Source organism: Streptomyces sp. SM1 (assembly GCF_002910825.1).
Taxonomy (GTDB): domain Bacteria; phylum Actinomycetota; class Actinomycetes; order Streptomycetales; family Streptomycetaceae; genus Streptomyces; species Streptomyces okerensis.
Genome location: NZ_NEUB01000768.1, coordinates 38,635 through 58,333 on the forward strand (window position 1 = coordinate 38,635; position 19,699 = coordinate 58,333).

Genomic DNA, 19,699 nt, shown 5'->3' on the forward strand with positions numbered 1-19,699 from the left:
TGTACGCGCGGCTGGACGGGTTACAGGCGGCCTTGTCCCGGCCCACACCGGCCCCGCTGGACGGCCAGAGGTCATCGACCTGACCCACCCCGCCGTAAACGGCCAGACCCTGGCCCCCGCACTCGCCCCGTGGGTGGGCCCGGCCTGCCCGCGGGGTCACTACCCGAACGGATACAGACCATGTCCTCACCCGATAAAACCCCCACCCCCGGCGGCACTCCGGAGGTCCCGGGTCCTGGGCCGCTGCTCGTCGGTGCGCAGGTCGAGGCGTACGCCCTCGTGGTCCGCCGCCAGACCTGCGATGACCTTGCGGGGGAGCTCCGCGATGATGGCCAGGTTCTGGCCGCAGATCTCGTGGACGAGAACCGCGACTTCACCGAGATATCCCGCTCCCTGGCCGCCATCCCCGCCGCACCGAAGACGGAACACGGTGCCCACTGCCGCCCCTTCGACTGCCGGTGCGGCTGCGACCGGGCCCAGAACTGTCTCGACTGCCACCGCTGCGTGTGCTGGCGCGCGCAGTGCTGCGCCCAGGTTGCCACCGACTACGCCCGCGCACGGGCCCGCAAGACCGCCCTGCGGGCACTCCTGGACGCCGTGGGCCCGGTGATGCTGACCGAGCTGCGGGAGACCGTCGCCGAGGCCGAGGAAGCCGCCCTGCGCGACACGATCGCCCGCCGGGTCCGCTTGCTCACGCCGACCGACGGCCCCCGCTACACGCATGCCGTCTTCGCGGCCTCTGACTCCAAGCTGGGCATGGGCCATGCCGACTACCGCCTCCACGACGTGGAGCTGCACGAAGACGAGAACAAGCACGAGGACGAGGGCGGGCTTGCGACCGTCGACCTGGACGACGATGTCCTGTCCGCCGCGCTCGGCACTCTCGCCGGGCTGCTGCGCCCCGACGAAGGCGCGGACCTCGCCGTCGACCTCACCGACTGACCCCGTACACCGAAACGGCGGGGCGCGCGTGGCCTAGGGGGTCGCCCGAGGGCGCCTCGCCGCAGCGCTTCTGGCCCGCGCGCCACAGGAACCATGCGCGCCCTGCACCCCTTTGCTTTCACTACCCACCAGGAGAACCGCGTCATGTCCGCGATCACCACCGCCCCAGCCCAGGTCGGCAATGGCAAGGCCGTGCACTACGTCCGCAAGGACACGTTCCACTCCCACACCATCGGCTGCGGTCGACTGGTGTCCCGGGAGCTGACCGCCCAGGAGGCCGCCGACCGCAAGGCGTGCGGCCCCTGCAAGCGCGCCGTGGAGGTCCTGGCTACCGAGCCGCCGGCCGAGACCGAGGCCCCCGCCGCCGGCGCCGCCGAGCAGACCCCGGCAGCCCCAGCGGAGGACGACCAGGCCGCCAAGGTCGCCGACATCGAGCGGCGCGTGCGCCCCCTGGATGCCGACACCGTCACGACCGCGACCATGTTCGACCCGGAGTTGACCTACTACACGGACGGCACCCGGGTGGTCATGCGCGCCAAGGACACCGAGCGCACCGGCACCACGTTCGGCGTGGCGGACGGCGCCGCCCCCTATGCCTACCAGGCCGTGCGCTGGGACGACGGCGGCGCCGACCTGGTCGCCCCCCACGTCCTTCACCGCGCCGACCAGGACGACCAGGCGCGCCGTCAGGAGCTGGTGACCGAGGTCGCTGCCCGGACGCTCGTCATGGCCAGCCACGCCACCGCCCACGCCTTCCAGCCGGTCGACCTGCCGGACGGCGAGCGTATCGCCTGGACGTTCCGCACCGGCCACGGCGCCCGCGCCCACTACCACTGGGTGTCCGTCCGCAACATCATCAGCCAGGGCGACGGCAGCGAGTACCGGTGGCAGGCTGACCAGGCCGCCCTCCTCGCCCGCCGCACCGGCCTGGACGACGCCCCCATGGCTGAGCACATCGCCGTGGTGACCGCCGAGCCCACCGAGGTTCTGGAGTGCATGGCCGCCGCCCTGGACCCGGACACAGTGCGCCTGGAGTCGGACGGCGCCGCCCGCTGGGCCGTCGTCCGCGGCGGCACCTTCCTGGGCACCGTCCACGATGAGGGCGCCCGCATGCGCCGCGGCCGCTACGCCGCCTGGGCCCCCTACGCTGAGCGCCGCGACGGCAAGGTCGGGTTCCACCACGACTTGGACGCCGCCAAGGACGCCGTGGCCCAGGCGTGGCCCGTGGAGGTCGCCGAGATCGCCGGCGAACTGGGCGTGCCGGTCACCCAGGTGATGGAGGTCGCCGAGCAGGTCGACCAGGATTGGAAGGTCCAGGGACGCCGCGCCGTCCTGCGTGCCGAGGCGTACACGGGCACGGACGGCCGGGTGACCCAGGCCGCCGCCGTCGAGGTGCGCAGCCGCCTGGCCGTGCCGTTCCACGGCCCGGCCGAGTACGACGGCCCGACCGGCTTGTGCGGCTACGACGACCACACCGCGCCCCTGCTGCCCTCCGGCAAGCTCGCCCAGCACGACCGCCAGCAGGGCGTCATGTGGGTGTGGCCGGGGAGCTGCCGCCCCGCACGCGGCAGCCGCGAGGAGCTGACCAGGCGCGACACCACGGCCGTCTTCTACCACCCGCCGCGCCCCCGCGGCCTGGCCTGCCACGCCAAGGACGGCGACCTGGTAGTGGTCGACGGCCAGGCGATGGAGGTCAAGGGTCTCCAGGTGGACAAGACCACCAACGCTCACGCGTGGCTGGTCCTGGACGGCATCAGCGCCGGGCCGCTCCGCTTCACGCTCGAAGACCGGCTGGAGTTCCACCGGCGCGTGCGCCGCGTGGACGTGCCGTGCCGGGAGTGCTGCGTGTACGTGGTCATAGAGGTGGACGAGGTGGTCGACGGCGTGCCCAACACCCGCCTGTGTGGCCTGTGCGACCGCCCGCAGCCGGACGAGCTGACCGAGGACCAGGCCCGCGCCCGCGTGGAACGCACGTACCCGCACGCCGAGGCATTCCAGGCCGAGCGTACCGAGCGCGGTCGGCTGACCGGCTACACGTTCCGGGCCGGCCGCCTGCACTCCGCCCGGTACGGCTGGATCACCGCGGCCGGGACGTACGCCCAGGGCCTGGAGGACTACCGGTCGCAGGCTGCCGCCATGCTGCCCATGGCCGTCCGCGACGAGCAGGCCGCCCGCCCCTCTACCCCCGGCCGGGACTGCCGACCTGGATGACGAGGTTCTGTCCGCGGCGCTCGGTACTCTCGCGCTGCTGCGCCCCGACGAGGGCGCTGACCTCACCGTCGACCTCACCGACGAGGGGAACTTCTGAAGTCGCGACCGTCCATCCATCAGGGCCCGTGCCCCGGCTCCGCACCGTGCGGGACTGGGGCACGGGTCTCTTCTTTCCCCTAACCGCTCCGTCTCTCAGAGGCGGAGCGATCGACCATTCGATGTCCTTATCGACTCGGCGAACAAAGTCGTATGCGAGTCGATGACAAGCTATTCCTGACTGATTAGGCTGAAGCTATGACTCACAACAGCAACGCTCACGACAACGGCACTCCCGACGCCGAGCTCCCGAAGTTCTCCGTCAATGTCGTCCCGACCGACCAGCTCAGGCGCGAGGACCTCGCCACGATGCTGAACCTCTATCGCCGCGGCGAGATCACGCCGCTGATCTTCGGGGACGGCAACAAGCCCGAGGCCGCGATCATCCCCTTCGCCGCGTTCGTGCGCCTCATGAAGTACGACCACGCGGCCCACGTCCACGCTGAGGCTGCTTTCCAGGCCGAGCTCTCCCGTCCGCCTTCTGCCGACGACCGGTCTCAAGCAGGACCTCCAGACGCTCCACGACGCCGCGGTGATGCACCCTCATGGACCGGAGGACCGGCTCCTGCGCGTGGCTCTCAACCAGTTGGGCCGGATCCAGCAGGGCGCGCCGAGCACGCACCCGCTGGAGTACATGCCCAGTTATCCCGACCTCTCTGATTGCGAGACCACGTACGTCGGCGCGGATCCGAATGCGAAGCCCTCGCACCGGATCGTCTGGCGGGAGCGCGCGCCCCAGCGCCCGGGCGAGCCCGTCACCCGCGAGATCATCGCCCTGGGTGAACGCGCGAACGGGCAGGCCTACTACATGGCCGGCCAGCGCCTCGGTCGCCCCGTGGGCTTCACTCTCGCCGAGCTGGCTGCGCAGCGCGAGCCGATCGCGAGTCCCTCACGACCCCGACAGCGCTCGATCAGCAGCTTCGGCACGCCATCCGCGGATGAGCCTGACCTCCAGTTCGAGTGACCTGTAATTCACGATTCTTCTGACCATTGATGGTTTCTCATAGAATGGAGGTAATAGCTATTTGATAAGAGCGAGATGGTGGCGATGTACGACTACGAGCCAGTGACCCAGGCGGCAGCTCTGGATGCTGAACCCCAGTCCAGCACAACCGCGGGACGCCGCCGGTTGATCAGTCCTCGTTGCGCCCTCTTCGTACGGCGCGGCATCGGACTGGCGATCGCCCTCGGCATGGCCTACGGCATCTTCCACGTCATCTTCCGCACTGAGCTGTTCGCCCCCGTACTGGCCTACGTCGGACCCGTCAGGGACTTCATCGGCTGGGTGGTCGAGGACCCGGGGCGGGCCTGGATCGCGCTGGCGGCCCTCGTCATCCCGCACATCGGGCTGTACTACCTGCTCTTCGAGGACCGGAAGTAGTGCGGGGCGTCATGTGCAGGACCATGTTCAAGAGTGCTCGTGCCATCATCGCTCTCGGTCTGATCGGCGGCGTCAGTCTGGCGGTCATCGGCGGATGGGTCACCGGCTTCTTCGCCTCGATCGCGAGCACCGTCGCCGGCCTGTGAACGACTTCATGGGCTGGATCAACTCGCCGCTGGGGTGGGAGCACCTCCTCGCCGGGGCTGGCGTGCTCATCGTCCTGGTCATCGTGCTCGTGCTGATCTTTGCCATCGCCGACGGCTGAGCGTCGCAACTGGGCTCGTCCCGCCATAAAGAGAACCCCCGTGATGCCTGTGCATCACGGGGGTTCTCTTTTTCTGCTGGCTCCTCGTTGCCTACGACGCGGCCCGTAGCTCACGATCCTCAATGACGTTCTCGAACTCGTCGGCATCCTCGATCATCCCGTAGGTCTCCGGTGAGATCTCGTCCTCATCGCCGCCGAGCCGGCGGTTGAAGCTGCTCGACGCGGAGAACTTCAGCACCACGTAGTCGTCGACGTTGCTCTTGCCGAAGCGCACCTTGTGGCCCTTGTGGTCCTGTCGGTAGAAGCGGCCGAAGCTCGTGAGCACGACCGTCTCTCCGCAGCTGACTGCGCCCGTGAGTTCGCCGAGCAGCGACTCGTACACCTTGTTCACCACCCGGATCGGCAACCCGCTGCGAGTCGCGACCCGAGAGATGAACTCGCGCTTACTGACACGCGGATTCGTCGTCGTCTCCATACCCACACCCTGTCCTGTCGTCCATCATGACGCGGTTTCGCTGAGAAACCAGTCTATCGAAGATAGTAACGAGTCGAGAAGGAGAGACGGGCTTATAGAGTGCCACTCGCTACGCTTGTCTTGGCCCATTCGGCTAGAGCTCCAGATCCGGCTCGATCTCCTCCCGGTCGTCCTTGGGCTCGTAGTCGACCGATTCGATGATGTTCCGCGTGTTCGGATCGCGGCGCTGGTTCACGACCCTGTCGTGGGACTCCTCGAACCGCTGCTGCGCCGCTACGCGGTGGGCGGCATCGAGCTTCGCGCCGATGTTGCGCTCCCCGAACTCCATCATCGAGCCCAGCGCCGACTTCGTGCCCTGCTTGATCGCGTTGACGTTCGGCTTGTTCTGCGCCCGCTGCTGCTCCCATCGGCTCCGGTCCTCCGGCGTGACGTAGCCGAACATCCGCGCAAAACGTGAGCCGAACCTGACCTGCTGTCCCTCATTCTGTTCCTGGCTCATGGCCCTTCCTCCTGCTCCTTGTTCGTGTTCTCGGATCGCCCTCAGGCGGGCTGGTAGTCCTCGGAATCGGCCTCAGCGTTCGGGCTCTCGTTCTGCGGGCCGGCCTCCTGCTCGGACGACGGACCCGTAGGGCGCGACCGCGGCTTGAGCCGCTGCTCCTCGAAGAAGGCACCCGGGTCGTCGACCGCCGTCTGCAGCGTCTGCTGCCAGTTCTCCCCGAGGCTCCGCTTCAGCTCGGCCTCAAGATCCGGGTACTTCTCGTTCACCGCCTCCATCGCGTCGACGTAAGCGTTGGAGTAGACCCGCTGCTGCTCCTCGGGCGGCAGGCCGTCGATGTCCATGCTCGCGATCATCACCTCGGACTGGTCCAGGCGGTGCTGGAGCGTGTCGGGCAGTCCGCTGGTGTCCAGGCCCTGCTTCTGTGCCGCGAAGCCGACCAGGTAGCCGAGCATGTTGCCCCCGTAGCCCTCTTGGTCGCTGCGGCCCAGCGCGTCGAGCAGCGAGGTCTTCATCGTCTCGGCGAGCTGGACCTGGTGGGCGTCCGCATCCATGGGCCGGCGCAGCGTGAACATCCCGTCCTCGGGCAGACGCTGACCCAGCTGGTCGTCGAACTCCCCGCTCCAGACCGTGCGGACCCGGTCGGAGCCTGCGATCCGCTCCTCGTGCGCGGGAGCCTTGACGATCCGGCCGTGGGCCACGCCGTTGAACATCGTGCGCAGCTCGGGCTCGTACTCCATCCGCTCGCCGATGATCATTCGCGCGCGCTGGACGACCTCCTGGCGCTCCAGGCCGTCTTCGCGCATCTGCTCGTGCAGCCGCTTGCGCATCGCCCGGTAGGTGTCGCGGATCAGGCCGGCGTCCGCGCCCGGCTCACGCATCTTCCAGAAGGCGTTCTCCATGAGCGCGACCTCGGTCATGGCTGCCGAGTCCGGGGTGAACATCTCCCGGTGGCCGCGCTCACGGTGCTGCATGGCGTCGAAGCGCTTGCGCCACTTCTTCGTCAGGTGGTCACGCGGATCGGTGCTGCCGATGAGGCGCTCGCGCCGGGCGTCGCTCGGCACGTCCTTGAAGATCCTCTGCCGGTGCGCGATGCCGCGCTCGGCAGAGGCGATCATGCCGCGGGTCCTGGTGTCGATGCGTTCCTGGATCTTGTCCTTGAGGGGCTGAAGGTAGCTGTCCATCTCCTTCTTGAAGTCCGGGGCGAGCATCCGCATCGTCATCACCATGCCGACGGCCTGGATGATCGAGTTGGCATTCACTCCGCGCGAAAGCGGCTTGAGACATGACTGCATCATCATCTGCATGTAGACGTGGTGCATGACGCCGAGCTCCTGCGTCCGTTCCTCGTCGTTGAAGCCGGGCACCAGCAGCTTCGAGTCACGCAGCGAGGCCATGTACTTCTCGCCGGCCAGCCGCGTCTCCGCCCGAAGCTTGAGCAGCTGCTCGCGCTGTTCCAGGCCCTCGGTCTCGTCCTCTGCCCGGTCGACGTCGATCCCGTGCACGCGCTCGCGGTCGGCCATCCGATCCTGTGTCTTCGCGCCGAAGAACCCGCGGGCGCGGTCCCGGAGCCGCTCGCGCCAGGCGCGCGAACCGTCTGCGTCCTCCGGTCCGGGCTCGTCGATCACCTCGGCGTCGATCGGCTCGTTCGAGCGCGAGTCCCAGTAGGCGTATGCGCTGCTCTGCGGCTCGTCGGCCTGCTGCCGATCGTCGTCCACCGGAAGCTCCTTGGCCGCGCGCGGGCGGCCCGCAGGGCCCGTTCCCAGTTCCTTGTGCTGTGCCATTTCAGTAGCCCGCCCCGTAGTCGTCGTCGCCCTGCGGCTGATCGATCTCGATGCTCGGCGTGTAGACCGGGCGCGACGCGCCCACGCCCACGGCATGCGCAGAGCGGCGGTGCGAGCCGCGGGTGCGGGAGGCCCCCGCGTCCTGAGAGATCACGTCGCGCTTGACCGCCGAGTCATCGACGGCGATCGCAGCGCTGTCCAGGCCCTGCGCCTCGGCGGAGCTCAGCTGATCGAGCTGCCGGGACATCTCCGCCCGGGCCTTCCGGGTCCCCGAGGACGCGAACTGCTCGTTCTTCTCGCCGTCGTAGACGCTCTCGCGGTTCTTGGCCGCCTGCACGAGCGCCTCGAAGCCACCGCCGTAGGCCATCCGGTCCATGACGGTGCCCCGCAGCGACGGGTCCTCTTCGAGGTTGCGGATGAGCCCGGTTTTCGGGTCCTCCAGCGAACTGGCCACGCGGGCCACGTAGGCCGGGTTGACCGTGACGCCGAAGCCCTCCTTGGACTCGTAGAACTCGATGAACTTCTTCTCCCACTCCTCGGCCGTGGCCTGGACGGGCTCACCGTCGAGGAATGCCGTGCGCCACTGACCGGGGCCGACGTGTTCGATGCTTCGGCCCCTCCAGAGCTCGCGGCCGGGGCCCTGGAGCATCGCGTACTTGTGCCGGGCCTCGGCGGCGTCGTGCTTGGCCTGCAGGATCGACTGGGTCACCGGGTAGGTGACCTCCAGGACGGCCTTGAGGTCTTCGCCGCGCAGCGCGCGCACGGCGCGCTGGCTGAATGAGCCGCCCAGGCCGGTGCCGTGAGCCTTGATCGCCGTGGCGAACATCGAGGCTTCCTGGTCGGCCTGCGTGATGCCGGGCGTGCCCTGCGCATCGCCCAGGTTCCGGGCGTAGTCGGTGAGCTTCTTCTCGCTGCCCTTGGCACCGGTCTTGACGCAGACCTCGCGCACGCTCTGCAGGTGCGCCTCGCGGTCCGAGAACGTCAGTGCCGCGCCGAACTCGCCACGCTGCGCCTGGCGGTACAGCGCGCTCAGCTCCTCCGTCACGACCTGCTGGTCGAGCTTGATGTCCTCAGGCGACTCTGCGCCCGTGAGCGCTTGCAGCCGGAGCCGGTTCGCCTCGCTGCGCGAGCTCTCCAGCTCCTCAGCCAGAGCAGTGTCCTTGGAGAGCGCGACCTGGGTGTCCAGCGAGACCTGCATGGCCAGCGGGTGCGAGCCGTCGCCCTTGACCACGCCGGTGTCCAGCAGGTTGGCCGGCACCGAGAGCTTCGCCAGGGCTTCCCCCTTGGCGGCCTCGCTGTGCAGCTTCACCACGGCGACCGCGTCGCCGTCGAAGTCGCCGTCGAAGCAGGCGTCCATCACCGGGTTGATCGCGGCACCGGTGAGCCGGTCGTCGATCGCGACCCGCATGTAACGCACGCCGGCGTCACGGAGCACCGGGTCACGCCACACCAGCGCGTGGTCACCCTCGGCCAGCCCCAGCTGCTCGGCCTTGACCGAGCTCAGCGCAACCTGGTCGACGTCCAGCCGCGGGTCCGCAGTCCACACCATCGTCGCCGAGTCGGTCAACCGCGAGGCCATCAGCCCGGTCTTGAAGATGTTGTTCTTGCCCGTGAGCACCCGGTTCTGCACGTCGGTCGTGATCGCCTCGAAGGCGCGCTGAGCGCGCGAGACCGACTCGCTCATGCCGCGGCGCACCTCGGAGCGCTTTTCCGCGGACAGACCCTGGCCGTCCAGCTGCTCGGTCATGTAGCGGTAGCGGCAGGCCTCGACGAAGACGTCCTGGTAGCTGCGGGTGTAGTCGTGCGTGACGGAGGACCCGTCCTCGAACTCCTGGCCACTGCGCAGATGTGAGGACATCACCGGCAGCTTCCACGAGCTCGCGCTCATCGTCTCGGTCTGCTCACCGGTCGGATACGTGAGCGGGAACGGGATCTCCATGTCGCCGCCGCGGTCGCCGATGAGATCGCCGAAGGACTTGCGCATCGCCGTGGTGTTCAGTCCCGGGAGCTGGCCCTCCTTGCGCGGCTGAGTGCGCAGCAGCTCGGGCATCGGGATGAACCGGCGCTCGGGGCGCTCGTCGATGCCCTCGGCCTGGCCGACCACCCGCAGTGTGCCGTCAGCCTCCATGTCCATGCCGGTCACCAGCAGGTACTCGCGCAGGTTCGACTCGGCCCCGCTGTTGTGGCCGTAGAACTCGCGCATGATCGCCGGGCAGTCCTGAGACTGCAGCGCCCAGGCCAGCTGCGAGGAGGCTTTGCGGCCCTTGCCAGCACGCACCTGCTCGTCGTCGTAGATCTTTGTCTTCTCGTCGACGGCCATGTGGGTGACCACGAAGCGCATCTCGCCCAGGGCACTCGGCCGCAGTTCTCCGTTGGGGGAGCGCAGGTCGGAGACGTTTCCGCTCATCAGCTCGCGCGCCGAGCCCGCGTTGCGCCGGGAGATCAGGCTGAACGGGCTCATCACTACGTCCAGGCCCGGGTTGGTCCGGAACCAGTTGACCTCTTCGACGACATCCTGCTCCTGCGCGTCCTGCAGCGGCATGTCCCGGTCGACGATCAGCGAGATCACGCCCTTGTTGCCGTGCAGATCCGAGATCTTGTCGCCCACGACGAGATCGCGCTCCTGGCCGCCGGCGCCGCGGATGCGGTGGCGCTCGGCGAACTCCTTCGACACCACGATCGGGTCATCAGCCGTCCAGCCGCCGAAGGTCATCAGCGCCGTCTTCGCCGGCGCGGTGACCTCAGAAGACTGCATGATCGTCGAGGCCGTCATCTGCTGGCGGTCGAACGGGTCGTACCGCAGCGTCTCGAGCTCGGGGAGAGCCATGAGCGGCGCACGCTGTCCGGCCACGCTCTCGTCGCCCGGCACGATCCGGCCGTCGGCGTCGACCTGGGCCTGAGTGGTCAGGTACCGCACGATGCCCTGGTTGGTCGCGCCTCCGGTCATCACCGGGTCGAAGTAGCCGCTGGGCGCAGCGACGTTGTTCCGGTCCTTGCCGGTGAGTACCGTCATGTTCCGCCCGCCGGTGAGCCGCCAGGCGTCGAAGCGGTTGTCGTCAGCCGGGTCAGTTTGGTCGCGCTGGGCCCGGTACTCGGCGTAGATCGTCGAGCCGGCCTTGATTTCGTTGGAGTAGCGCACACGGCGCGCCTCGGTCTGCAGGATCGCGGCCGTCCACTCGTCCAGGTGCTCCTTGATCTCGCCGGTGGACTCGTCGAGCTGGTACGTGGTGGCGCGCTCGATGAAGTCGATCGGGTGCTTCGTGCCGTACAGCTGCGAGTAGACCGCGTTGAGCGAGGAGGGCTCGCCGGTCTCGCTGCGCCCGGCGATGAGGTCGCCGGCGATCTGGTACTGGATGCGCTCGTGCATGAGCTGCTCGTAGCCGCGCAGGCGCGTGCGTTCCTCGACCGAGGTCGGAGCCTCGCCCGGAGTCTGGGCCGTGATCGTGGCCTCGTAGCCCGGCACGACCAGGGCGTTATCCCCGCTGGCGAAGGCGGTGGTGATCTCGCCGTACTCGCCGACATCGAAGACCTGGCCGATCTCACCCGAGATCGGAGTCCCCTTGCCGTCACGGCGCTGCTTCTCGCCGCTCCAGCGGATGACGCCCTGCTCGTCGACCAGGATCTCGGAGACCGTCGCCGCGTTGCGCTCGATGCTCTCGCGCACGGTGGCCCCGATGCGCCGCATGAATGCAGATTCGTGATCGGCGATCGGCACGGAGCGCTCGGCGTTGAAACGGACGAGCCGGTCCTTGAACCGGGTCGTCTGGAAGGTCGAGCCCATCATCTCGTCGGGGGAGATTCCGCAACGACGAAGCGCCGAGGCGAGGTTGTCGAGGTTCGACCACTGCCCGGTGGGGCTGGTCATGTACCGCGCCACCCGGTCCGGGTTGAAGCGCTGGTCGACCCACTCGCCGTCGACGTCGTGGGGCTCCGCCTCCCAGGTCCCGATGAGTTCGAAGGGGACGTCCTCGGCGTGCTGCCGGACCTTCTCGACGGCGGTGCCGCCGTAGACGAGGTTGCCCATCTCGGGCACCTCCTCGGCCTGCAACTCGCCGATCTCCTCCAGCCTTTCCTGGTACATCTCTTCGGTCGCCCCCGGGCGCAGCAGATCGCTGTGCGCGCCGGTGAGGACGTCCCAGTAGGAGCGCTGGATCGCAGCGACCTCAGAGTCAGCCGAGTACTCCGGCGGCTCGATCGCATCCAGCTGTCCGCCGGTTCGCTCCAGCTCGGCCTCAGCACGAGCGATCAGGTCTTCGACGCCAAGAGCTGCCTGCAGGTTCTGCCGCGCGCTCTCGACGGCGGCCTTCGCGTAGGCCTCAGCGGGCTGGGCGTCGATGAAGAAGGTCGGCAGGGAGCGGTTCTTCGCGTCCCGGCGCAGCATCACCTTCGACCCGGGCCGGGGACCGGACTCGCCCGGGGCCACATAGTTGCCGACCACGAACATCGACTCCCGGTCGACGTGGTAGCTGTCGGGCACATCCACCAGCGTGCGGCCACGGCCGCGCTCCTGGTGCGTCGTGCCCATCTCGCCGGCGGCGTGCCCCGGAAGATCCGTGCGCTCGATGCGGTGGCCCTGGGCGAAGCGCAGCAGCTGAACGGCTTCCGTCGGCGAGGGGGAGTAGACCGCCATGCCGCCGGGGACCCGGTAGTTCGTCGAGTAGCGCAGCACGGTGCCGTTGTCGTAAATCCGGGCTCCGGCGTACTCCTCCTGGCGCGTGTCGGTGAGGCGGATCTCCATGCCGGTCTGGGCGATCTTCGCCTTGATCTGACCGGGCTCGCGGTCGCGCATCACCTCGTAGGACACGCCCTGGGCCTTCAGCTCTTCGAGCAGTGCTGCCGAGCGTGCCACGGCGCGCCGGGACATGAAGCGGTTGCGGTCGACACGGTTCGTCTGGGGATCCCGGCCGCCGTCGATGACCCACTCGCGGACCTGGTCGTACTCCTGCTGGCTCATCTTGTCCATCAGCGCGGTGAGCCCAGCGGCGTCATCGTTCGTCATCGCTCGGCCGGCCTCGAAAGGTTTGCCCTCGTCGTCGATGCGCCAGAGCACCATGTTCCCGCGACGGGGATCGGCCAGGGTCTCCACCTCGCCGCCGGCCACGCGTGCGATCGTCTCGTCCGGCAGGTACACCAGCGCAGTCCCGGCGCGCTTCACGGTCGCGCGTTCGGACCAGTCGGGGTCGTAGGGGCTGATCGGCAGCCGGGCCGACTTCGGGTCGGCCTGGGCACCGACGCCGGTGGCACGGATGAACTCCCGCTGCGACTGCTGGTAGCTCTCGTTCTGCGGGGAATGGTCACCGAACTGCGGCTCGTAGTCGGACACCTTCTCCGCGAATGCCTGGTCGATGGCGGTGAGGCAGTCCGTGGCGCCCAGCCGCGGGTCGGCCAGCGCGGTGCCCCGCTGTCCGAGGATCTCGTCGACCCGGGCGCGGATCGCCTTGGCCTGGGAGATCGGGATGACCTGTCCGGTCTGATCCCGGGCCTGCTCGACTGCCTTGTAGTAGACGTACTCATAGAAGTACCTGCGCAGTCCGTGTGCCTTCTTCATAGTCAATCAGCCTCCTGCGGACGCTCGGGGTTACATAAGCATGTATAGAGCCTACTCTGCCTATCGAAAGGAAGTGAGGGATCATCCAGAAAGGCCAGTGCCGAGGCAGTCTCCCTTAGTCGAGAGACGACCTCGGCACTGGCCGTGATCCTTGGCTGGCCCCAAGTGGCCGTCGGCTACTTCGAGTTCATCTCGATGGCCATGGCCCGGTCGAACCGGCCGTCGGCCAGCACCTCCCAGCTCGGCAGTGAGGCCAGGTACTGGTAGAAGGCCGAGTGGACCATCACCGTCGCCAGGGACTTCAGGTCCTCCTCGGTGACGTCCCCCTCCGCGAACACCCGCGAGTCCTCGTTGTTCACATGGCCGTTGATCCGGCGGGCCGCATGGGCGTACGCGTCCGAGCGGATCTGGCTGATGTACGTCTGAGACCCGTCGGCGCTGCGCAGCTCGCCGTCGCCGCCGACCGAGAAGTGCTCGCGATCCTGTTCCAACTCGGTCTGCGCCGACTTGTAGGCCTCACCGATCTCGATGTCCAGGCTCTTGACCTTCGCCGAGCCGTCGGGGTTGACCAGCATCTCCTTGCTGATCGTCCCCTCGGCGTAGAGCAGACGCTGCCGCTCGACGCTGACCGCCTGACTCTCGGCGACCGCAACCCCGACCTCGACGTTCTCGATGAACTGGTCCTCGTCGAACATGCTCATCCCCTCGTACGCGTCGGGGTCGACGACCACCGGAGCGTTGGGGTCCTGGCCCTCGTCGACCGTGGTCATCGTCGTGATGACCTCCATGACCTCGTCGGCGTAGACATCGGGATCCAGGCGCTCGATGTCGACCTCCTGGTAGCTGTAGATCTCCTTGTACTGCGCCTTCGCGTCTGCGGCCTTGACTGCCTGCCGCATGCGCTTCTCCAGCATCTTCACGAAGTCCGGCTGGTTCATTCGCACGTCGAAGTCCATGGCACTGGACAGCGTCGGGATCGTCTGCAGCGAGTACGTGTGCCCCGGGTGCTTGATCGTGTTGCCCAGCAGCCGGAACGACATCGGCAGGATCGTCTGGTTGCGGTTCCAGATCGGCGCGTCGCCGGCCCGGAAGACGATCGAGTTGCGCGGCGAGAGGAATGCCATGTCGTTGTAGCTGATCAGCGGCTCTTCCTTGGTGTTCATCGTGTAGGAGACCCGGCCCTCGGTCTTGCCGCCGATGACCTTGTCGAGATCCTGGCTGATCTGCTTGCTGTCACGGTACGACCGGTGCGTCTTGCCGCTCATCTTCTCCAGCGTCTCGATCATCGAATCGTCCGTGGACTTCAAGAAGACGATGTTCGAGGTGTTGCCCTGTACGATCTTGTCGACGCTCTCGCCGTAGACGTCGCGCAGCTGCTGCAGGGTCTGCAGGATGAGCGTGAACTGCTGCTCCTGGCCCAGGCCGATGGAGAGCATCGTCTCGAAGCCGTCGATGCCTTTGCCCTCGGACTGCAGGTTGCCGAGCTCGTCGAGCATGAACCGCGTGCGGTAGAGCGGCTTCTGGTTCGACTTCGTCATGTACGCCTGGTCGGCGCTCACGTCGAACAGCTGCTTGACCAGGATCAGGATCAGCTTCGCGTACTTCATCAGGTGGGGTGGAGTCACCAGGAACAGCGCCTTGGGGGACTCCGAGTAGCGCGACAGCGTCTGCGTGATCGCCCGTGCCTGGTACGAGACCTTCTCCGGGTTGCCGACGCCGGAGAAGTCGAGTCGCGTGTCCGGGTAGAGCGTGTCCCCGGGCTGGAAGGACAGGATCTTCCCGTCCCGGGTGCCGCCCTCACGCACCGGCTTCAGCTCACGCATCACGCCGTTCTTCACGATCTTATTGCCCGTCACCGGCTCGACCACGTAGTGCCGGCCGTTGAGCGAGACCTGGTAGTTCTTCGTGAAGCTGAAGTAGAAGGTGCGCACCAGCATCTTTGTCTGCGGGTTGACCAGCTCCAGCTTGAGCCAGGCCTCGTCGTCAGGGAACTTGCCCTTGAAGTTGTACCGGGCCCAACCCTCGCGGCCGACGATCTCCTCGTGCTCGAAGTCCTCACCCAGGTTCTCGGTGAACATCGGGTCCGCGTAGGCCGACCACACGGCTTGCTGACCGACGAGGTGGTCGCGCTTGACGTAGTTCGGCGCGAAGCGCACGCCGAGGCGACGCGGGAAGCTCAGGCCGGCCAGGTCGGTGTTCTGCGAGGGCTTGCCCGAGGTCAGCGTCGAGATCGTGGGGTCGGTGAAGAACGACATGGCGGTGATCGCGATTCCGTACACCGAGGCCAGCATCTTCTCCGCCCCGGCCATCGAGCGCAGCGCGTTGTGGGCGTTGCCCACCAGCGTGCGCATGTTGTTGCGGGGCAGCTCCTCGCTCGCGTTGAAGTACAGGCTGAGCATGTCCTGATCGGCCTTGCCCTCCCACATGAAGGCCTGGGCCGCAGCCTTCTCCTGCTCCTCGGCCAGGGCGTCCTCGTTGTTCTCGAACTCGCCGGCCTTGACCCGCTTCTCCAGCTCGGCCTCAGGGTTCTTGATCTTCTTCGAGCTCATCTGCACGAAGAGCTGGTAGCAGTTGTAGAGCGTGGCCTTGCCCCAGAGGTCATCGAGCTTCTGCTCCAGCAGCGCCGGGTCCATATTCAGCACGGCTGCGGCGCTGCGCAGCTCCCGCTCCTCCTCCAGATAGAAGTCGATGAGTCCGTAGGCCGCGCGCTTGAAGGCGTTGTTGGCGGCGTTGGGCCAGACCGGGTCCTCGCCGCCGTCGAGCGGAAAGAAGATCCCGGCGATGTTCTCCACGTACAGCGCGCACTTGGTGAAGTTGCCCTCACGCGCCGCGTCGGCCGCCAGTCCCAGGGGGTTGTAGATGTCGGTCTTCATGGAGTTGATCAGGTTGAACTGCACCGGCTCGAACCCGCGTGTGACCAGGGGCACGTAGTTCTTCACCAACAACTCGCCCTTGGGGTCGTTGATGACCATGTTCGAGGGCTTCTTCTCCCGCGACCACATGTCGATGATCGGCTCGATGTACGTCTGGCCCTTACCGGCTCGGGTGATGGCCAGCACCATGGTGTTCACCGGCGCGGTATCGACCACGTACGCCCCGGCCGGGCGCTGGACCTCGTACGCCGGGAACTCCCAGTCCTTCTTGATCAGGTCAGCGACGGTCTTGTACGTGTCCGATCCGAAGCCGAGCTTGTCCCGGTTCTTGCCGTCAGGGTTGTACGGGATCCGTGCCGTGTCGTACTTCTGCCGCAGCGTCTTGTCATCGGGGAGCCCGGATGCCTCGAACAGCTCGTCGCCGAAGTCTTCGTCGATGATCGGCAGGGTCTGCGTCAGCGGATCGCCCTCGTCGTCGTCCATGACCTCGCCGGCGTAGTAGACGAGGTTCCCCTCCTCATCGATGACGTCCTTCTTGGCGCGCTGGGCGACCTCGACGGTGCCCAGGCCCTTCTTCTTGAGCATCATGTGGCTGAGCATCGAGCTGACCTGCACGCTTGAGTGAGCACCGGCGTCGGGGAACCAGTCGTAGTTCTGCTGGATCTCTTCCGGCAGGGAGATGTGCTGGTCGTTCTGGTACTGGTTGATGTCGCTCGTGGTGTTCATCAGGTTCGCCGCGGCGACCTTCCGCGAGAACCACGTACCGATGATGAGGGCGACCATCAGACCCGAGCCGAGCGTGATGAAGAGCTTGAACCCCGAGACGTCGGCCAGCTGCTCGCCGACCGTCGTCTCGCTCTTCTTGGGCTCAGCCGGCTTCTCGGCGCTGGGCTTGCCGTCCTTCGCCGCGGTGTACCAGCTGGGGACCGGAACAGCCTCAGCGCTGTGGTAGCACTTCGCCTTCACGTCCGGGTTGCCGTCCTTGGCCAGGGGCCGGTAGCACTTCACGACCGAGCCGCCCGCACCCGTCGTGGTGTCCTGGACGTAGTACACGCTCGGCTTGCCGGTGCCGTTGCCGGGCACGCCCGAACCCACGGACGCGCCCACCGAGAGCACCGCCGTGGCGATGAGGGAGTAGAAGACCCAGGCGACGATCATCACCAGCACGCCGGTAATCACCGCGACGACGATGCCCGGTCTGGTCGACCTCAGAGTCAGGAACGTGCTGCGGTCCAGCTGCTGGTTGTCGTGGACGTCTCGGTTCGTCAGCGTCTCGCCGGGCGTCCGCGCCGAGATCTTGTCCCAGCTGCTCGCCTTCGGCCGTGTTGCCTTCCGCCTGTTCGTGGCCATCGTGATCCCTTAATCTCGAGCCTCGCTCGTCCTGCTGTCCTGCTGTCCGGTGCGCCTGCCTGCGCAGACGACGACGGCGCATGGGGAATGGGCCCATGCGCCGTCAGATCACCCCGTCGGTCATGACCGGTCCGCTCAACGGGTCAAGACCACCCCGACGATGAAGCCGGCCGCGCCCATCAGGAGCGAGAGCGTGACGATCATGACGACGAGGATCTTGTTCGAGCGGCTTTGCATCTCGGAGGCCCGCGCCAGCTCGTTGGCGTAGGACTCCTTGTCGGCCTGCATCTCCGCCAGGCGCACCTCATACCGCCTGGCCACTGAATCCTCGACCGTCGACAGCTGCTGGAGCAGGTCGGTGACCCGTGCCACCTGGGAGTTGGTCTTCTCCTTCTCCAGGTCGAGGTTGTGCTGCCACTCGGCGTCCCGAGCCGTCATCTGCGTGATGGCGTCCTTGCGGTTGCGTTCGAGCTCGTCCTCCATCCGGCGGATCCGGTCGGCGTGCTCAGAGCGCACCGACTCCAGGAGGTCCTGCTGCTCCCGGCGCAGGGCGCCGATCTCGTCCGTGGTCCGCAGGTGCTCGGCCAGCGCCTCGGACTGGGCGATGTCGGCCTTGCGGTTGTCGTCGACGATCCGCTGGATCTCGGACTTCCACTGGTTCAGGCGCTCTTCCTCGGCCGCCAGGTATTTTGACTGCTGCTCGGCCAGCACCTCGAAGATCCGCGTCTGCCCGGTCTGCATCTTCAGCGTCGCGTCCGAACGCCGGACCCGCAGGATCTCCTGCTGGTTGTGCGCGTGGGTGTCCTCGATGTCCCGCTCGATCCCGGCGATGGAGTCGGTCTGCTCGCGCTCCATCTTCGAGCGGTTGCGCTCCTTGTACTGCAGTTCCGCCGAGAGCGCCGCCTGCTGGGCCACCTTGGAGGCCTGAGACTCGTAGTCCTTGGCGATCTCCGCCCGGCGGGCCCGGATCTTCTCATCCTTCTCCGTCTGCCGCTGCTGGTGCTCGGCCTCGGCGGCGTCCTTCAGCAGCTTGTACCGGGAGCCCGCGCGGTCGGTGGCCACATCGCGGATGACCTGCTCGGTGTGCGCCGACATGAGGTTGACGTAGAGCGCACGCAGCTCATCCTCATGCGCGGAACGGAGCTGCATCAGGTCTGCGTTGGCCTGCCGGTTGAGCTGGGCGACCTGGTCCCCGAGCCACTCCGTCGCGCCCTCGGGCACAGCGATCTGCACGACCGGCGCGCCGATGGCGAAGGTTGCGTTGAACTCATCGAGCCGGACGTCCAGGTCCAGCTCCTCGGAGAGGAACCGACGGGCGATGACGTCGCGCACCTGGGCCTGATCGGCCAGCAGCACAGTGTCGCCGGCCTCCTGGTAGTCGCCCTCGACGCCGTAGCCGGCGTCGGTCTCGTCGAAACCCTCGTAGCCGGCCACCTCGTCGCCGTCGTAGTCCGGCTCCGACTCGACCGAGACGGCGCCCGCGTCGTCGATACCTGCGGCGTCCTCGCCGAGCATGGATGCGTCCGCCCCTTCATCCGCGTCGACGACGTCGCTGAAGAGCGGCTCGTCGTCCAGGCCCTCGGCAGCCCCCTCGTCACCGGGGATTCCGTCGAAGATCGCATCCCCCTCGTCCTCCCCGAGGACCGCGGGGGCAGTGGCTCCAGCCTCGGCGACCAGGCCGCTGTGCTCCTCCCATGCCTTCTTGCCCACGGCTTCTTCGAGGCTCGTGGTACCTGCAGCGACAAAGCGTGCCTGCGCGAAGGTCGCATCGTTCACGAGATCGACGAGCAGATCGCCGCTGGGCTTCTGCCACACGACGGCCCAGGCGTAGGTGGCACCGGTGAGCAGCGAGTACTCCTCCATGCGCGCGAGAGTCTCGTCGGTGGGGATGATGCCGAAGACCTCCTCTTCGAGCATCTCCGCCGTGGCCACCGTGCGGATCTGGTCGGAGCTGATGAGCTCGATGATCGAGCCCTTCGCCTCGTCCCGGCCGTGCCGCTTGCTCAAGCCACCGATCGAGTCGGCTGCGAGCACGAGCATCACCCAGGCCGTACTGCTGGGAAAGACGAACTGCGTGTTCGACCGCAGCAGCTCTACCGCCGCCGGGATTGCCGTTTCTCTCACCACGGAGGCCAGAAGCTCGTCGGGCTTCTTCTTCCGCTCCTTCCTGCGGCTTCCCGTTGCCGTACCCAGAATGCCCATTGATGCACGATCCCTCCGCTAATAAAACACAGTTCACCTGGTTTATGAGTATCTTATCGCCTCTCTATCGCGATAG

At 67.3% G+C, this 19,699-nt stretch carries 13 protein-coding genes; 6 read left to right on the plus strand and 7 right to left on the minus strand.

Annotation, left to right across the window (positions count from 1 at the left end):
* The first annotated feature begins 180 nt into the window (after positions 1-180).
* Together B9S61_RS23430 and B9S61_RS23435 are read left to right on the plus strand one after the other, a co-directional pair.
* Positions 181-942 carry a hypothetical protein gene (locus B9S61_RS23430; protein WP_146064927.1) on the plus strand — a complete coding sequence of 254 codons (762 nt, stop codon included), beginning with the start codon at positions 181-183 and terminating at the stop codon, positions 940-942.
* 144 nt (positions 943-1,086) lie between these two features.
* Positions 1,087-3,153, plus strand: a complete 2,067-nt coding sequence (locus B9S61_RS23435) for a hypothetical protein (RefSeq protein WP_103544035.1) — start codon at positions 1,087-1,089, stop codon at positions 3,151-3,153.
* 267 nt (positions 3,154-3,420) lie between these two features.
* Here B9S61_RS23435 and B9S61_RS23440 read toward each other — a convergent pair whose 3' ends face one another.
* On the minus strand, positions 3,421-3,750 hold the full coding sequence (locus tag B9S61_RS23440; protein ID WP_103544036.1) for a hypothetical protein: 330 nt from the start codon (positions 3,748-3,750) through the stop codon (positions 3,421-3,423).
* Between the two features lie 70 nt (positions 3,751-3,820).
* Here B9S61_RS23440 and B9S61_RS23445 point away from each other — a divergent pair, with 70 nt between their 5' ends.
* From B9S61_RS23445 to B9S61_RS42520, 4 genes are all read left to right on the plus strand, one after another.
* Positions 3,821-4,213 carry a hypothetical protein gene (locus B9S61_RS23445; RefSeq protein WP_146064928.1) on the plus strand — a complete coding sequence of 131 codons (393 nt, stop codon included), beginning with the start codon at positions 3,821-3,823 and terminating at the stop codon, positions 4,211-4,213.
* 165 nt (positions 4,214-4,378) lie between these two features.
* Positions 4,379-4,630, plus strand: a complete 252-nt coding sequence (locus B9S61_RS23450; protein WP_146064929.1) for a hypothetical protein — start codon at positions 4,379-4,381, stop codon at positions 4,628-4,630.
* A gap of 23 nt (positions 4,631-4,653) precedes the next feature.
* The gene (locus tag B9S61_RS42515; protein WP_258039813.1) at positions 4,654-4,776 is read left to right on the plus strand and encodes a hypothetical protein; all 123 of its coding nucleotides are present in this window, start codon (positions 4,654-4,656) and stop codon (positions 4,774-4,776) included.
* Positions 4,773-4,895: a hypothetical protein gene (locus B9S61_RS42520; protein WP_258039814.1), complete on the plus strand. Its 123-nt coding sequence runs from the start codon at positions 4,773-4,775 to the stop codon at positions 4,893-4,895. Before B9S61_RS42515 ends, B9S61_RS42520 begins: the two co-directional genes overlap by 4 nt.
* Before the next feature lie 91 nt (positions 4,896-4,986).
* Here the strand turns inward: B9S61_RS42520 and B9S61_RS23455 are convergent, their stop codons facing one another.
* From B9S61_RS23455 to B9S61_RS23480, 6 genes are all read right to left on the minus strand, one after another.
* Entirely contained in the window at positions 4,987-5,370 is a 384-nt protein-coding gene (locus tag B9S61_RS23455; protein ID WP_030214098.1) for an HU family DNA-binding protein, read from the minus strand.
* A 133-nt stretch (positions 5,371-5,503) separates the two neighbouring features.
* Positions 5,504-5,869 carry a hypothetical protein gene (locus tag B9S61_RS23460; protein ID WP_006379250.1) on the minus strand — a complete coding sequence of 122 codons (366 nt, stop codon included), beginning with the start codon at positions 5,867-5,869 and terminating at the stop codon, positions 5,504-5,506.
* 41 nt (positions 5,870-5,910) lie between these two features.
* Positions 5,911-7,584 (minus strand): hypothetical protein, encoded by a 1,674-nt coding sequence (locus B9S61_RS23465; protein ID WP_146064930.1) that lies wholly within the window; start codon positions 7,582-7,584, stop codon positions 5,911-5,913.
* A 67-nt stretch (positions 7,585-7,651) separates the two neighbouring features.
* The gene (locus tag B9S61_RS23470) at positions 7,652-13,198 is read right to left on the minus strand and encodes a hypothetical protein (RefSeq protein ID WP_103544040.1); all 5,547 of its coding nucleotides are present in this window, start codon (positions 13,196-13,198) and stop codon (positions 7,652-7,654) included.
* A gap of 176 nt (positions 13,199-13,374) precedes the next feature.
* Complete coding sequence (locus tag B9S61_RS23475) at positions 13,375-17,421, minus strand: type IV secretory system conjugative DNA transfer family protein (RefSeq protein WP_103544041.1); 4,047 nt, start codon at positions 17,419-17,421, stop codon at positions 13,375-13,377.
* 135 nt (positions 17,422-17,556) lie between these two features.
* Positions 17,557-19,623, minus strand: a complete 2,067-nt coding sequence (locus tag B9S61_RS23480) for a hypothetical protein (RefSeq protein WP_103544042.1) — start codon at positions 19,621-19,623, stop codon at positions 17,557-17,559.
* Positions 19,624-19,699 lie beyond the last annotated feature (76 nt).

Bases quoted from the DNA above. Each gene is read 5' to 3' on its own strand.
- B9S61_RS23430 (WP_146064927.1), top strand. From the start codon at position 181: ATGTCCTCACCCGATAAAACCCCCACCCCCGGCGGCACTCCGGAGGTC.
- B9S61_RS23435 (WP_103544035.1), top strand. From the start codon at position 1,087: ATGTCCGCGATCACCACCGCCCCAGCCCAGGTCGGCAATGGCAAGGCC.
- B9S61_RS42515 (WP_258039813.1), top strand. From the start codon at position 4,654: ATGTTCAAGAGTGCTCGTGCCATCATCGCTCTCGGTCTGATCGGCGGC.
- B9S61_RS23455 (WP_030214098.1), bottom strand. From the start codon at position 5,370: ATGGAGACGACGACGAATCCGCGTGTCAGTAAGCGCGAGTTCATCTCT.
- B9S61_RS23460 (WP_006379250.1), bottom strand. From the start codon at position 5,869: ATGAGCCAGGAACAGAATGAGGGACAGCAGGTCAGGTTCGGCTCACGT.
- B9S61_RS23470 (WP_103544040.1), bottom strand. From the start codon at position 13,198: ATGAAGAAGGCACACGGACTGCGCAGGTACTTCTATGAGTACGTCTAC.
- B9S61_RS23475 (WP_103544041.1), bottom strand. From the start codon at position 17,421: ATGGCCACGAACAGGCGGAAGGCAACACGGCCGAAGGCGAGCAGCTGG.
- B9S61_RS23480 (WP_103544042.1), bottom strand. From the start codon at position 19,623: ATGGGCATTCTGGGTACGGCAACGGGAAGCCGCAGGAAGGAGCGGAAG.